The sequence below is a fragment of the Acetobacter tropicalis genome (assembly GCF_001580915.1).
Taxonomy (GTDB): domain Bacteria; phylum Pseudomonadota; class Alphaproteobacteria; order Acetobacterales; family Acetobacteraceae; genus Acetobacter; species Acetobacter tropicalis.
In genome coordinates this window covers 68830-84788 of sequence record NZ_LHZQ01000216.1, presented here as the reverse complement: position 1 = coordinate 84788, position 15959 = coordinate 68830, and the positions used below count along the sequence as shown (strand labels likewise).

At 53.8% G+C, this 15959-nt stretch carries 12 protein-coding genes; 4 read left to right on the top strand and 8 right to left on the bottom strand.

Going from position 1 to position 15959, the window contains the following annotated elements; genetic code table 11:
• The 4 genes from AD944_RS12215 to AD944_RS12200 all read left to right on the top strand — a co-directional run.
• Positions 1-1016, top strand: a 1016-nt coding sequence (locus AD944_RS12215; protein ID WP_061474867.1) for an HlyD family secretion protein, incomplete at its 5' end; no start/stop codon positions are given.
• Complete coding sequence (rbbA, locus tag AD944_RS12210; protein WP_045543641.1) at positions 1016-3784, top strand: ribosome-associated ATPase/putative transporter RbbA; 2769 nt, start codon at positions 1016-1018, stop codon at positions 3782-3784. The genes AD944_RS12215 and rbbA, both read left to right, overlap by 1 nt.
• A 3-nt stretch (positions 3785-3787) precedes the next feature.
• Positions 3788-4915 (top strand): ABC transporter permease, encoded by a 1128-nt coding sequence (locus AD944_RS12205; protein ID WP_045543642.1) that lies wholly within the window; start codon positions 3788-3790, stop codon positions 4913-4915.
• Positions 4916-4965: 50 nt separating this feature from the next.
• The gene (locus AD944_RS12200) at positions 4966-6330 is read left to right on the top strand and encodes a TolC family protein (protein WP_236709336.1); all 1365 of its coding nucleotides are present in this window, start codon (positions 4966-4968) and stop codon (positions 6328-6330) included.
• A gap of 111 nt (positions 6331-6441) precedes the next feature.
• Here AD944_RS12200 and AD944_RS12195 read toward each other — a convergent pair whose 3' ends face one another.
• The 8 genes from AD944_RS12195 to AD944_RS12160 all read right to left on the bottom strand — a co-directional run bounded on the left by AD944_RS12195 (position 6442) and on the right by AD944_RS12160 (position 15959).
• On the bottom strand, positions 6442-7644 hold the full coding sequence (locus AD944_RS12195) for an MFS transporter (protein WP_035382174.1): 1203 nt from the start codon (positions 7642-7644) through the stop codon (positions 6442-6444).
• Positions 7645-7779: 135 nt separating this feature from the next.
• A complete protein-coding gene (locus AD944_RS12190; protein ID WP_045543643.1) occupies positions 7780-9087 on the bottom strand; it encodes a cytochrome c in 1308 nt (435 codons plus the stop codon).
• Entirely contained in the window at positions 9080-10717 is a 1638-nt protein-coding gene (locus AD944_RS12185) for a GMC family oxidoreductase (RefSeq protein WP_045543644.1), read from the bottom strand. The genes AD944_RS12190 and AD944_RS12185 overlap by 8 nt, the downstream gene beginning before the upstream one ends.
• Positions 10718-10734: 17 nt before the next feature.
• Positions 10735-11355, bottom strand: a complete 621-nt coding sequence (locus AD944_RS12180) for a sorbitol dehydrogenase family protein (protein WP_373317139.1) — start codon at positions 11353-11355, stop codon at positions 10735-10737.
• A 223-nt stretch (positions 11356-11578) separates the two neighbouring features.
• Positions 11579-12265: a TetR family transcriptional regulator gene (locus AD944_RS12175; RefSeq protein WP_082741355.1), complete on the bottom strand. Its 687-nt coding sequence runs from the start codon at positions 12263-12265 to the stop codon at positions 11579-11581.
• 290 nt (positions 12266-12555) lie between these two features.
• Positions 12556-14145: an acyl CoA:acetate/3-ketoacid CoA transferase gene (locus AD944_RS12170; RefSeq protein ID WP_045543645.1), complete on the bottom strand. Its 1590-nt coding sequence runs from the start codon at positions 14143-14145 to the stop codon at positions 12556-12558.
• Between the two features lie 126 nt (positions 14146-14271).
• The gene (locus AD944_RS12165) at positions 14272-15198 is read right to left on the bottom strand and encodes an electron transfer flavoprotein subunit alpha/FixB family protein (RefSeq protein WP_045543646.1); all 927 of its coding nucleotides are present in this window, start codon (positions 15196-15198) and stop codon (positions 14272-14274) included.
• Positions 15198-15959 carry an electron transfer flavoprotein subunit beta/FixA family protein gene (locus AD944_RS12160; protein WP_045543647.1) on the bottom strand — a complete coding sequence of 254 codons (762 nt, stop codon included), beginning with the start codon at positions 15957-15959 and terminating at the stop codon, positions 15198-15200. Before AD944_RS12160 ends, AD944_RS12165 begins: the two co-directional genes overlap by 1 nt.

The following is a 15959-nucleotide window of genomic DNA, read 5'->3' as shown; positions in this document are numbered from 1 at the left end:
CCTCTCAGCCAGCCCCCTCCCCTGCAGCACCCCGCACGCCCAAACAAGTGGGCGTGGTTTTTGGCTGTATCGCTCTGATTGGAGGATTATGTGGTGCGGGCGTATGGTATTACTTTGCGCACAAAAATGATCTGCCGCAGAATATTGTCGTTAGTAACGGTCGGCTGGAAATGACCCGTCTGGATGTTGCCGTAAAATATCCCGGTCGCATCGCGGAAATCACATTCCATGAAGGAGACAGCGTTCAAGCTGGGCAGCCCCTAGCCTACGAAGATAATGCTGAACTCAAAACACAACTTGATGGCGCCCATGCAAATTTTGCACAGGCACAAGAAACCGTAAGTCGTGCCAAAGCGGAGCAGGCAGCCGCACAGGCAGCGGCCATTCTTGCCAGTCAGGAATTGCGCCATGCCAGACAAATGGCGGCGCAACATCTGGTATCAGATATGGAAGTGCAGGAACGCCAGACCGCTTATACAACTCGCAGCCTTTCGGCACAGGCGGCAGAACATGCAGCAGCCTCTGCCCAGGCTGCAACACAGGCCGCTGCATCGCAGATAGCCCGACTTGAAACCATTCTGAACGACATGACGGTCAAAGCTCCTGTCAGTGGCTTGATCGAATACAAAATTGCTGAACAGGGGGCCGTGTTGGCAGGCGGGGGGCGTATTGCGTCCCTGCTTGACCCTTCTGATACCTATCTGACAGTCTTCTTTCCGTCTGAAACCGCTGGCAAGCTGCATGTGGGAGATGAAGCCCGCATTCAGCTAGACGCTCTCGGCAAGGACTTGATCGCGGCCCGCATCTCTTTTGTTTCTCCAGAAGCACAGTTTACGCCCAAATATGTGGAAACCGCCACCGAACGGGAAAAACTGGTCTACCGTGTCAAATTGCGGATCATGCCAGATACGGCCCAAAAACTGACCGGCGCACTTAAAGCGGGCATGACAGGAGAAGGCTATGTACGCACCAGCACGTCTGCCCTCTGGCCCTCTCCCGCACAGGAACAGGACTGATGTCTCCGTCCGCCCCCCTGCTCGCCAATGCAGATCACGCAGACATCCTGATACAGTCCCTCACGCATCGCTATGGCCAAACAGAAGCATTACGGGATGTTTCCCTCTCGCTCCCTGCGGGCACTACCATTGGGCTCGTCGGCCCTGATGGGGTGGGCAAATCAACCCTTCTGGGTCTGATTGCCGGGGTCCGCCGCATTCAAAGCGGCATGGTTACAACCCTTGGGGCAGATATGCGAAACACCCGCCAGCGTGAGGGCATCCTGCCGCAGGTCGCCTTCATGCCGCAGGGGTTGGGTCACAATCTTTATCCAACGCTTTCCGTGCGTGAAAATATCGATTTCTTTGCCCGTCTGTTCGGGCTCGACGCAGCCTACCGCGAAGCGCGGATCAAACAACTGCTGGAAGCCACGGGGCTTGCCCCTTTTCCTGATCGACCAGCCGGGAAACTGTCTGGCGGCATGAAGCAGAAAGTCAGCCTGTGTTGCGCCCTGGTGCATGACCCTGATCTGCTGATTCTGGACGAACCCACCACCGGCGTAGATCCCCTGTCACGTCAACAGTTCTGGACACTGGTGGATACACTCCGCGCTGCTCGTCCTTCGATGACTGTTCTTGTTTCCACAGCGTACATGGAAGAAGCCGCCCGCTTTTCCTGGCTAGTGGCAATGGACGATGGGAAAGTTCTGGTCAGCGCCCCTACAGCCGATATTCTCAAGCAGACCGGACAGTCTACGGTTGAAAAGGCCTATATTTCCCTTCTGCCCGAAGAAAAACGTTCACGCGCCAGCGGGTTTTCCATTCCCCCGTATCAGGACCCTGGCGGAGAACCCGCGATTGAGGCTACCGGACTCACACGGCAGTTTGGATCCTTTGTCGCGGTAGATCATGTCAGCTTCAGAATAGGCCGGGGAGAAATTTTCGGTTTTCTGGGCTCCAATGGCTGTGGCAAATCCACAACCATGAAAATGCTGACCGGCCTGCTGGATGCTACCAGCGGCACAGCCAAACTGTTTGGCAAACCGGTCTCCGCCAATGATATCAATGCCCGCATGCGCATTGGCTATATGTCGCAGTCATTCTCTCTTTATGAAGAATTGACTGTCCGGCAAAATCTGGTTCTACAAGCCAGACTCTACCGTGTTCCCGCAGCAGAGGCAGAAACACGGGTCGAACAGGCGCTGGATGACTTTGAACTCCGCCCCTTCGCCAGTGCCAGCCCTGCTGATCTCCCGCTTGGCATCCGCCAACGCCTGCAACTGGCCGCTGCGTGCATCAACACGCCTGATATCCTTATTCTGGATGAACCAACCTCAGGCGTGGACCCTGCCGCGCGGGACATGTTCTGGCGGCATCTGATTGACCTCTCCCGCAACAAGCATGTCACCATCTTCGTTTCTACACACTTCATGAACGAAGCCGCCTGTTGTGACCGTATTTCCCTTATGCATCGGGGTCGCGTTCTGGCCGTTGGCACGCCGGCAGATCTGACACGCAAACGCGGAGAAACATCTCTGGAAGCGGCCTTCATTGACTATCTACGCGATGAAGAAGCCCGCACAGACCCACAGCCGCCCACCGCTGCGTCCACTTCTCAGGCAGCAAGTGTGACACAGCATGCTGCATCGTCTTCAAAACTGGTGACATGGCTTGCGCGCACGTGGGCATTTGCGCGCCGTGAAACCATAGAACTCCTGCGCGACCGCCTGCGGCTGGCCTTCGCCATTATGGGGCCGGTCGTTCTGCTGCTGGTGTCAGCTTACAGTATTTCCTTCGATGTCAACAAAATCAGTTACACCGTCCGCGATCATGACCACACCCATCACAGTCGGGAATTGATCGAAGTTTTCCAGGGTTCAAGTTACTTTACTGAAACTGCGCCCGCTACCAGCGATGCCGACATGGCACAGCGGCTCCAGAAGGGAACAGTGCAGATGACACTGGATATCCCGCCTGATTTTGGGCGTGACCTTGATGCCGGGCGCCATCCCTCCGTTGGTATTGGCATCAGCGGCGCCATGCCCTTTCTGGGGGCCAATATACGGGCCTACGCAACGGGTGCCCTGCTTCAATATGCGTCTTCTGCCGGAAAATCCCTGCCACGCGGAATGCTGCCCGCATCTCCTATCAGCATAGAGCCCCGATTTGTCTATAATCAGGAATTCCGCAGTATTTACGCCATGACGCCGGGCACCATCATGCTGGCGCTCATTCTTATCCCCACCATGCTGACAGCCCTGGGTGTCGTGCGGGAGAAGGAAATCGGCTCCATTGTCAATCTATACGCCTCCCCTGCCTCGGTTGGAGAATACCTGATTGGCAAGCAGACCCCTTACGTTGCCCTCGCCACGCTTTCCTATCTGGCGCTGGTTGTGCTCTCGGTTGTTGTCATGGGCGTACCACTCAAAGGGTCTTTTCTGGCGCTGTCTCTCGGGGCCATCCTCTATATTTTCGCCTCAACCGGTTTCGGGCTGCTGATCTCGGTTTTTGTGCAGTCTCAGGTTGCGGCCATATTTGGCACAGCCATTCTTTGCCTGATCCCCGCCGTCAATTTCTCAGGGCTTCTTTACCCGGTTTCCACCCTTACCGGTATTTCCTACCAGGTGGGCAAGTTGTTCCCCGCCTCATGGTTTCAGCTTATCAGTCTGGGCAGCTTTACCAAGGGGGTGGGCTTTTCCGGGTTTCTCCCCATGTATGCGGCGTTGGCGGCTTTTGCCGCGAGCTACATGGTTCTGGCCCGCCTGCTGCTCCGTAAACAGGAGCGCTGAGGCATGAAAAACTGGCTTACAAATATTGGCCTTCTCTGCGGCAAGGAAATACGCAGCCTGTTGCAGGACCGTGTGCTGATAGCCCTGATTGTGTTTGCATTCACCGCAGGTGTTCTGGCTGTGGCCAATGGGGTCAAGGTCGAAGTGTCAAATGCAACGGTTGCCTTCATTGATCATGACCATTCCACGCTTTCCCTTAAACTGCGTGATGCCGTCTTACCGCCCTACTTCAAACCACCGGCTCTCACCACGCCAGAGGCCGCAGAAAGCGGTATGGACAAAGGGGACTTCATTTTTGTTGTTGATATCCCGCCATCTTTTGAACGGGACGTTCTGGCCGGTCGTTCCCCTGCGCTGCAAATCCGGGTAGATGCCACAGCCATGACACAGGCCGGACTTGGCACATCCTACCTGACACAGATTTTCATGAACGAGGTGCAGGCCGCAACACATGCCCCCGCTTTGACTGACTTCATGCCCTTTCAGATCAAAAGCAGGGTTTATTACAACCCGAACAGTGAATCCTTCCCGTTCATGTCGGTCATGCAGATTGTCACCAACATCACCATTCTCTCCATCATTCTCGTTGGGGCCGCCATTATCCGTGAGCGGGAACATGGCACGATCGAACATCTGCTCGTCCTCCCTGTTACCGCCAGTGAAATTGCACTCGCCAAGATCATCACCAACGGGTTGGCCATTTTCATCGCGGCCATGCTGTCTCTCTGGCTGGTTGTGCATGTCTGGTTAGGCGTGCATCTGGCCGGCTCCATTCCATTGTTTGCCTGCTGCACCCTGCTCTACCTTTTCTCCGCCACGGCGCTGGGGGTTATGCTGGCAACAGTTGCCCCCACCATGCCGCAGTTTGGCCTATTGGCGGTTCCGGTTTACGCCGTGGCATATCTGCTGTCCGGGGCAGCAACGCCGGTTGAAAACATGCCCACGCTTATTCAGAATATTGTCCGCTTTTTCCCCACAACTCAATTTGTCACGCTGTCCCAGGCCATTCTTTATCGGGGTGCCGGGCTGGATGCGATCATAATCCCGCTCCTTGCCATTACAGCAGCGGGCATCGTCTTTCTTGCCCTCGCCCTTATGCGCTTCCGTTCCATGCTGACGAGCCAGTCCTGATGCCAATGCACCTTTTCACGCCCCACAGGTTCCTCCGGCCCAAGCCTTTATTGACCTTTGTTCTGCTGCTTGCTGGATGTTCTCCCTTCTCCACCCACGCGCCACCCTCCAGGGTGGCAGTCCCTGCCCATTTCACACAGGATCCTGCCGGGGAACCGTCTGACCTGTCAGCATGGTGGCGCGCATGGCATGATCCCGCCCTGACATGGGCTATTGAAAACGCGCTGAAAGCCAATCCGGACCTTCGCATCGCCCGTGATCGCATTCTGCAGGCAGAGGCTACTCAAGCAGTCGCACGTTCCACCTTAGGACCGACGCTTGGCATTACGGGCAATATTGCAGGTGGCGGGATGGACTGGCGTAATCCCTACGATATTCCTGCGCGGGATGCCGGAACAGATGGCCACCTTGCAGGGCTTGCCGCCACTTGGGAACCTGATCTGTTTGGCGGGCGTCATGCTGAAACCAAGGCCGCGCATGCCGTGGTTCTGGCTGAACAAGAAAAACTACACGGCGTCCAGATGGCCATAGCGGCAGATGTGGCAACACACTATGTACAGGTTCAGTCCCTCCGCAAGCAACTCACTCTTCTGAAGGAGAGCCTTGCCACACTCAACCGTCTGAAAACGTATGCACAGGCACGCTTTGCAGCCGGACAGGCTGTTTTATCCGATATTCAAAGTGTGGACGAAAAGATCAACACGCTTCAGGCCCGTCGTCCTCTCCTGCAAACCGCACTCAATGCATCCTTGCGGCGCATGGCCATTCTGGCCGGGCAACCGCCCGAAAGCGCGACCGTTCCGGTCTCCACCACATTCCTTATAACTCCCCCTGCCCCCGCAGGAGAACTCCCCGATACCGTCCTGCGCCGTCGCCCGGATGTTGCTGCTGCGGAAGACCTTGTCTCGGCCCGTCTCTATCATCTGAGAAGCACCAAGACTGATCTACTCCCCCGCTTTGGGCTACAATTTTTTGGAGGAGATGGCCGCCTGCGTTTTGATGGCATTCCAGGCCTTTCCGGCACAGGAGGCCTTGTAGCGCTGACCAGCTATTTACCCATTTTCACATCAGGCCGTATTCACGCCCGTATTGCGGCTGCCGATGCGCAGCTTGATGAGGCCGTTGCCACTTACGACAAAACCCTGCTTTCCGCTCTCGCAGATGTAGAAAACGCCTATGAGGCACGAACCAGCCAGGATCAGCGTATTCGGGACCTTTCAGCCGCCCTCAGCCAATCACGCTCCAATGAAACCGCCGCTCGCGGGCTGTACGAAGGTGGGCAGCGCACCTTGCGTGATATTCTGGATGCCAAACTGGATACACTCTCCGTAGAAAATGCCCTCACGCAGGCCGTAGCCCAACAGCAGATTGCTACGGTTACGTTGTCTTACGCTCTTGGTGGCGGTTGGCATTAAACTTTCGCGGCTTGCAATAAAAAAGGGGATGCTTGTGCGCCCCCTTCTCTCCAGACATTCAGTCTGACTGACAATACCACGAGGGTACCATCCTCTTGGCGGCTGCTTTCTTTAACTGCTTTGCTCTGTTTCAACATGATCAAGAGTGCGGGGAAAAGCGCCGGGATTAAACGCCGCCAGCATGATCCCCACAAGAGTGATGATAACGGCCGCCGGACACAAAACGGCAAAGCCCAAAGTGCTCAGCAAATGCCCACCCACGGCAGAACCGAGTAAAATGCCAAAATTGCTGGCACTGTTAATGGCAGCACCCGCCACATCTGCACTGGTCGCACGGGCACGAATGGCCCCAGACATCACAAAGGGAATAACGCCAGCATACCCCGCACACCATATCCCTACAGCCGCTACGGCGGCCCAGGCAGAAAGCAGATGCCCATATACCAGCCCCATGCCAACAAGCATGGCCAGCCCCCCACCAAACAAGCCTGCCGCAGGCCAGCGATCCACCACTTGCCCTGCACCCCATAGGCCCAGAACACTTACCCCGCCTGTCAGAAGCAAGGCTACACTCAACATGCTTTCCGACAGACCATGCTGAAGCAGGAGCGGAGAGACATACGTATAAAGGAGGTTATGGGCAAAAAAGAATACGGCATCCACCGCCACAACCACTAGAAAAATACGCATGGCGTAGCGTGATCTTACCGTTGGAAGCTGCGGGCTGCCGCCAGCAGGTGCCCGGACGCGCGGAAGGTAGAGCGCAATAAAAAGCGTCAACAGCAGGGAAAGCCCGGTCATGATATAAAGTGCCACGCGCCAGCCCGCAAAATGCCCGATGGCCGCAGCCCCCGGTACGCCCAGCACAGACCCCAGGGACGTACCTCCATACACAAAGGAAATGGCGCGCCCGGTCATTTTCTCCGGCACCAGATAAGCGGCATAGGCTGAGGCAATGGACATCAGCAACGCATGGGCGGCTCCACCAAGCGCCCGGCCAAGGCACAGCACCAGAAATGAGGGAGCCAGAGCCGAGATAAGATTGGAGACAACATACCCAATCAGGCACAGGAGCATCAGAAACTTACGGTCCATCCGCCCTGTCAGGATCGTCAAAGGCACGGCGCCAAACGCAACCAGAAGCGCATAAGCGCTCACGGCCAGTCCGGCATGTCCTTCACTGATCTGAAATGCCTGTGACATATCAATCAGAAGTCCCACAGGCGCGACTTCTGTTGTTACGGCAATAAAAGTCGAGGCAAAAAGTGCGCACAGTCCCGCAATGGCTTGCCCTGAAAGCGTTTTAAACAGCATGAATGTCCTGACAGAAACAATGACCTTATCCGGCCAGATGAGCAGGGGCTTTTGGCATGTTTAAAAGCTGACGGGAAGCCAGAAGAAATCAAGTTTTCCGGCTGCCCTCAAGATCACATCAGAAAATAATGCGCTCTATTTTTTATGGAACGTCTTTACCTGATCTGCCGTCACGTGGGGGTTACCGCTGCCATACTGCGCCATCACGTAATTGACCACATCGGCAACTTCACCATCGCTCAGACGCTGCACATCCGAGCCCCCATCAAATCCGGGCATGAAAGCCTCTGTCTTGCCTACTGTACGATGCACACCATACAGTACCGTCATAATCAGGTTATCCGGGCGGGAAGCCCCCACGACTGAATTAGCAAACAGAGACGGTACATACTTGTTGCGGGCCCCTGCTCCATCATCCCCATGGCAGGCCGCACAATTTGCACCGTAAACCGCGCCACCTTTAAACGCAGTTACATCATCAATTCGCGTAAGATCACCACGGCGAATATCCGGCTGGACCGTGGCTTCGCCAAAGCTGTCTCTTGGCTTGTGTGCCGTGTCCTCATCATAAGGAGAAACCTGCAAGATATAGGCAGCAATAGCGTGAAGATCAGCGTCTGTCAGATGGCTGGTACTGTGCTCCACGGCCTCAGCCATTGGCCCCGCGGCCTGACTGCGGCCCGAAACTGCGCCGGTTTGCAGATAGCGCACCAAATCATCCTCGCTCCAGTCTCCAATCCCGCTTGTTTTGCTGGATGTAATATTGGGCGCATACCAGCCGTCAAGCGGTCCGCCCCCCAGATACTGGTCCTGCTTTTCGCTCAGAATGAAGTTTCGCGGTGTATGGCAGGTGCCGCAATGTTCCAACGCGTTTGCCAGATAACGCCCTCGGCGCATTTTATCAAAGCTGGCGGAATCCCCAGTCTCAGCCTGATTATGATTGGCCAGCATATTCCAGCCTGCCATGGCAGTTCTGACACTAGCCGGAAAGGAGAGAGATGTTTGGGGTGGTGTTTCCGCTACTGGTTTCACCGCATGCATGAACCATGCATACAGGGCCTTCACATCCCCATCTGTCAAACCCGAATAAGAAACGTAGGGCATGGCGGGGTAAAGATAGGAACCATCTTTACGGATGCCGTGCCGCACACTTTTTTCAAAGTCTTCTTCAGTATAAGCACCAATCCCATGCTCAGGGTCCGGCGTAATGTTAGTGGAAACAATATCCCCCATTGGTGTGGCAATTTTCAAACCACCGGCAAAGGGCTTGCCTCCCGGCTTGGTATGGCACGCAACACAATCTGCCGCCGTGGCCAGATACCCACCGCGCTCAATCAAAGCAGCATCTGGCGTATCCGCCGCTTTACTGCGAGAAGGAACGCCTGCCAGAACAGTGCCTGCAACCAAAAGGGAGACAAAAACTTTACGGACGGTATCAGGCATGTGTCAGTTCTTTTTTAAGCGTATCCGCAACGCGAAGAGCAAGCGCCGCAACCGTTAACGTAATATTGCCTGTTCCCACTGATGAAAAAACGGAAGAACTGGCAATAAACAGGTTTTCATGATCATGCGTACGGCACTCACCATCCACGACAGAATCCTTGGGGTCCACCCCCATGATTGTGCTGCCTGCGGGATGATCCTGCGGAAAATAACCCGGTGTCCATTGCTCATCCCGGCCATGCATCAAGCCGATCAGATCCTTGAAAAGCCCGCGCGTATGATCACAGCTTTTTACGGTATACTCTGGCAGTTTGTAATATACTTCCGGATGCGGAATCCCCAGAATATCCTTATAGGTTTTGCTGAGTGTCAGCCTGTTTTCAGGGTCCGCCAGTCCTTCATTGTGGCTGAACAACCTTACGGTATGAGACGCAAGATACCGGATCTGCTCTTCCAGTTCCTTGCCCACATATCCTTTTGAAATTGCCAGAGAAGTCGCCAGATCAACCTGATTGTCATCCACCATATGCACAAGATAGGCACCGCGTTCCGAACGCCAGTCTCCATCTCGGAAATTGTCAATCACATTGGTTTCCAAAGGCCCACGGCCCGGCCACAACGCTTCATCGCCACTGATAAACGTTACCTGTACGCCCGTATGGTCCATCATGTTGCGGCCAACGTGGCCGGAACTGTTCGCCACGCCATCCGGGCTTTTATCATCTGCTGAAACCAGAAGCAGTTTTGCGGTTTCAATGCAGTGCGCCGCAATAACAAAATATTTGCCCGTTACACGATGAGATCCTTTATCAGGATCAAAGTAATGCACGGCGGTTACGCGCTTGTTGGCATCATCACGTTCTATTTTGTACACAACGGCGTTTGGCACAAACTGCGCACCCGCAGCCTCTGCATGATAGACGGAATAACTGCCGTTATACATGGCCCCGATAGGGCAAATGGGCATGCAGTTGTTATGGCCCTCGCATGTAGGCCGGTTATCATACGGGCGTGTATTCCGGGCCTGCGGTTCATGCACAACCCGTAACGGTGTCTTCTCGGAAATCAGTTTCCGGAACTGCTGGGCGGCATAGGAAATGGGCAACGCGTCCATGGGGTAAGGCTGCTTGCGCGGAGAACCCAAATCTTCCTTAGCCGGATCAGGACCGCACACCCCCATCATGACCTCGGCCTGATAGTAAAACGGCTCAAGATCATCATATTTTAGGGCCCAGTCCCGCCCCTGCCCATAACGTGACCGCAGTTCGAAATCAGAGGGGAGATATCGCCATGCACACCCAGCCCAATGCCACGTGGTTCCACCCATCATCCGTAGATAGACCTGCTGATAGGCTTCAGCATCCGGCCCAGTCGTATGCAGATACTCATTCGGCGTCATCTGGTTAGGGGGATGTCTGGCCCACGGCACAGCCGGAAACGGCCCCTGATAGGACGGCTTGTTTTCCAGGTTGCGAAAATTTTCCACAAAATGCTGACGATCCACCCGAGGACCGGCTTCCAGCACAATCACGGAAATACCCGCCCGCGCCAGTTCATTCGCGATGGAACTTCCCGCAACACCGGAGCCGACAATCACCACATCGGCGCTAAGAGTCTGTTCAGAAGACATATTTCAAATCCGGTTTATCAGGTTGGTTCCACAACAAATTTGGACGGAGAAAGCCCCGGCTCACCCGTGGGAAGCGGCACTTCAGGCGGCTTTGATGTCCAATAGAACGGCCCACCCGTTGCGTAGGTCTTGGGGTAGACGGCATCTTTCGTAATGTCGAACATCAGGGCGGACCGATAGACAACCACCTTCTGGGCTGCCACCCCGCGATACCATCCTGTCATGATATCGTGAATCACATTCTTAAAGACAGGATCAGCCTGTTCGGCTGCTTTCGCCAGTGCCTGCGCACTCTCAAAGTGCTTTTGCTGTAAAAGCGCGTGCAATCTGCTGATCTGCTCTTTTCTCTCCGGCACAGCTTGCACAATGCGGGCATAAAGAGCGTTGCCAATAGCAGGAGAAAGCGTTTCCCGGTCTGTCAAACGGAGGGAAAGCGTAAGAAACTGCGCAGCATCGGCCACACCCGGCGCAGATGCCTCTGGGGGCTCGGCAGCGTGCGCAGTTACGGAGACCACAGCCGCCCCCATTCCCGCCAGAAGAACATCCCGACGAGACATCCTCAGCATACGGTTCATCCGCATACCGTTGGGGGAACTGTGATGCACATCCACCGGGAAACTATATCGCTCTGCCGCCACGTAGCACGCCTTCTCTCAAGTGATGTGCCCGTTAACAGCGTTTTCGACGACTGGACACAATACAAGCCCCCTCGTTACCCTCGTTCAGGGGCATGCGACAAGAAGGGCAGTGAGATTGTTGCTATACGGAAAGGTCATATATGCTTGAAAAGCGCACTCTACTGCGCCTTATCAGGCATAAAAAACAGAAAATGTCTGATTCTAAAAATATAGACAAGCCAGTTCAGGCACCAACAATACGAAGAATGCTCTCTACATTAAATTCAATTCGTTTTTCCAGCATTTCAGGCGCCATAAGATCACATCTAAAAACAATGGACCCCGTATATCTGTTTGTCAGGTAATAATAGCCAAGTGCCGCTATGGAAATATGCAACTGCATGGCATCTATGCCTTTGCGGAACACACCACTTTTCTGCCCTCGGGCCAACAGGTTTTCCAACATGTGCAGCCGGTTTCTGCTCACACTTTTCAGAACACCGGAACTACCCAGATGCACTCCCTTATGCAGGTTCTCACTATTTACAAGCGTAATAAAATCCGGGTTTTCTAGGTAATAAGTCCATGTAAATCTTACAAAACGCTCCAACGCCACTCTGGGTTCAAGATGATCCAGCTTCAGCTTGCGTTCCGCCTCATACAAATCACTATAAGCTTCTTCAAGAACCTTGGTAAAAAGCGCTTCCTTGCTACCAAAGTAGTGGTAAATCATCCGCTTGTTGGCTTCAGCTTTCTCAGCAATGACATCAACCCGGGCACCAGCCAGTCCACTCATGGCAAATTCATGCTTTGCGGAGGAAAGAATACGTTTCTGGGTGGCTTCCGCATCCCGTTTATGGGGAGTACGCGCAGACGCAGCGTTCTTACCAAGCAGACTATCGTTGCCTTCCTTGCTTTCTGCCTGCGTCATGCCATTTCCTCACTTAAAGTGCATGCAAATCAATCATCACTCAGATACATTCTGGAGCAACGTGTAAGGATATCGTGATTTCCTCTAAGTAACAAGATATTTACCTAAAGCCACAGCTCCAGACCATAAAACAACACGCACATGAGTGGTTCAAAAAAGAGGTTTTCTCGCCCTCGCCACCCCAATCACACCGCCAATGGTTGCCTCCGCCCAGACAAAACAAGATCAGGGAACAGACCTCCATCGCCTGCCCCCCCCTCCTTTTAATCTGGCGCAACACCTTCCAACTGTCAGGCCGCTTCTTTGTTCCGTGCCAGCTCTGCTACCATAGACGGTTGAAAAAGAGCCCCATCCATTTCTTTCAGAGAGGATGACACGAGAAGCGGCACTTCCGCCTGATCAAGGAGCTGGCTTTGCAGATCAATACCCGGAGCAATTTCCGTCACCATCAGGCCCTGAGATGTTAATTTCATGACACACCGTTCCGTCACGTAAAGAATTTCCTTCCCTTCCGCGATCGCCCTTGGGCCGGAAAAGGATGTCTGATCCAGTTTCTCAACTATTTTTGGCACGTGGCCTTCCCGATCCACCCGCACCTTACCATCAGCAATGCCCAGCTTTGCGCCTGCATTGAAATAGCCTGAAAAAATGATGCGCTTGGCATGAGACGTAATATCCACAAAGCCGCCCGCCCCCGCCGTAACATGAGGGCGCGCCGCCAGATTAGAAACATTGACAGACCCCATGCGGTCAATTTGCAGGAAAGACATCAGGGAGACATCAAATCCACCGGCCTGAAAATAGGTAAATAACTGCGGGGAAGCGACAAAACATTCTGCATTGGAAGAACAGCCAAATTTGAAATCAAGCAGCGGGATACCACCAACGGCTCCTTGCTCAATCACCCATGTCACCTCCCCATGTCGGCCTTCTTCAAGCAGGATTCTGGGCACATTGGCGGAAATTCCAAAGCCGATATTAACAGCCCAACCCGGCTTCAACTCCTGCGCCACCCGCCGCGCCATCACCTTGGCGGCATCAAACTCAGGCAGACTAAAACTGTCCAGAGGCCGAAACACTTCACCTGAAATAGCTGGATCATACGGGGTTGCGGTTGTTTGCAACTGCTCAGGCGCTTCTACAACATAATCTACCAGAATACCGGGCACACGCACATCATGAGGCCGCAATGTACCAGACTGCGCAACACGCTTCACCTGCGCAATAACAATCCCTCCACTATTGTGCCCAGCAAGCGCAATCTCCATCGCACCGATATAAGCCCCCTCATTCTCAAAGGTCAGATTGCCGCGTTCATCCGCCGTACTCGCTCGAATAATAGACACATCGGGCCGCAATGCATTGAAATATAGCCACTCCTGCCCTTTGAAAGTAATCCGCTCCACAATGGGCTTCTGTCGAGCCGCTTCATTTATGGCGCAACCTTCCAGTTGCGGATCAACAAACGTTTCCATCCCTACCTGTGTCATCACACCTGGCCGTAGGGCCGCGCCCTCCCGCAGCATATCAAAAATAATGCCACTCGGCACATTGTAGGCAGCAACCTGATTATCACTGATCATCTGCCGAATAAGGGGTGGCTCCATGGAAGACGGACCAGAAGGAAACGACCCCCCAATAATAGTGGAAAGAAGGCCGGGCTGCGCAACATGATCCACGCCTTTGGTACCAAACATGTCCCCTGCGGCAATGGGGTGAATGGTGGTTATGCCTCTCGGTACCCCTTTATCCCGAAACCTGGCACCAATTGCCGCCAGAACTTCATCAGGGCAGCATAAGCCGCTTGATGAGTTGACGGCGATAACGGCTCCGTCCTTGATAAACTCAGCAACTTCTGCGGCGCTTTTGATCTTGGACATCTGTTTTCAGCTTTCCAGCTATTTTTAACTATCTGGTTATTTATATTTTGAGCCATTGTAACCCGCAAGAACAATCTGTTCCGCTTTGGTCGTTACAGCCCTTTTCCCCTCTTTGTGATGACACACTTAGAGTTTTTGGGTAAGCTCGGGAAGAACGGTAAAAAGGTCTCCCACAATGCCATAATCCGCAATCCGGAAAATGGGAGCTTCTTCATCCTTATTGATGGCAACAATCACCTTGGAATCTTTCATTCCGGCAAGGTGCTGAATGGCGCCAGAAATACCCGCCGCAATATACAGGTCTGGCGCAACTACCTTCCCTGTTTGCCCTACCTGCCAATCATTGGGAGCATAGCCAAGATCGACAGCCGCACGGCTTGCGCCAACGGCTCCGCCCATCTTGTCCGCGAGACTGATAATACACTCAAAATTTTCTCTGGACCCAATTCCACGGCCGCCAGATACCACCACCCGGGCAGACGTCAGTTCAGGCCGCTCAGAGATAACAGACTGATCTTCCACCCATTGAGAAAGACAGGGCAGCGTCTCCTCATCCAGCGTCTCAATGGGGGCCGCTTCAGTCTGCGCCACGGCAGAAAACACAGATGTTCTTATTGTAAATACCTTTATCTTATCAGTGGACTTTACTGTCTGAATGACATTCCCGGCAAAAACTGGACGTTCAAATGTTTCTGCATCCTGCACGGCAGTCACATCCGTCAGAACCATAACATCCAATAAAGCTGCAACCCGAGGAAGAACGTTTTTAGAAAATGCCGTGGCGCCCGCAGCAATATGGCTATAGTGCGGAGCCAACCCGACAATCAGAGCCGCCACAGGTTCTGCCAACCCATGCTCCAATGCATTGTTACGGGCAACCAGGACCTTGGACACCCCCTCCAAATGCGCCGCAGTGCTGGCAGCATTTTCAGTCACGTCTCCCACCAAAAGAAGATGAACCTCCCCCAGCGGTTTGAGAGCGTCCAGCGCTCTGGCAACCGTATCAGTCGCAAGCTGGCCATTTAAGCTTTCACCAAGCAATAAAACAGTCATCAGATCACTCCTGCCTGATTTTTTAGTTTCTCGATCAGTTCATCAACAGAACCTACTTTTACCCCCGCACTCCGCTGGGCTGGCTCCACCGTACGCACCACCTGCAAACGCGGCGTGATATCCACACCAATGTCTGAAATTTTCTTTTCTTCCAGAGGCTTTTTCTTGGCCTTCATGATGTTGGGCAGAGAGACATAGCGCGGCTCATTCAAGCGAAGGTCAGCCGTTACAACTGCGGGCAGATTTACCCTGATTGTCTGCAAGCCACCGTCCACTTCACGCGTGACCGTGGCTGCCCCATCTTTAATATCCACTTGAGAGGCAAACGTTGCCTGCCCCCACCCCAGTAAGGCCGCAAGCATCTGGCCCGTGGCATTCATATCATTATCAATGGCCTGCTTGCCCATCAGCACCAGATCAGGTTTTTCTGTCTCAACCAGCTTGGCAAGGATTTTTGCAACCGCCAAAGGCTCAAGGTCGTCATTCACATCGGTGGATGTCTCAACCAGTATCGCGCGATCTGCTCCCATCGCCAGAGCTGTGCGTAAAGTATCACGTGCCTGCCCCACGCCGGCAGAAACAGCTACCACCTCTGTAGCCAGCCCTTTTTCCTTAAGGCGAACAGCTTCTTCCAGAGCTATTTCGTCAAATGGGTTCATGGACATTTTCACACCGGACAGATCAACTCCACTGCCATCTGCCTTCACTCTCACCTTAACGTTATAGTCAACAACCCTTTTTACCGGAACAAGAATTTTCAT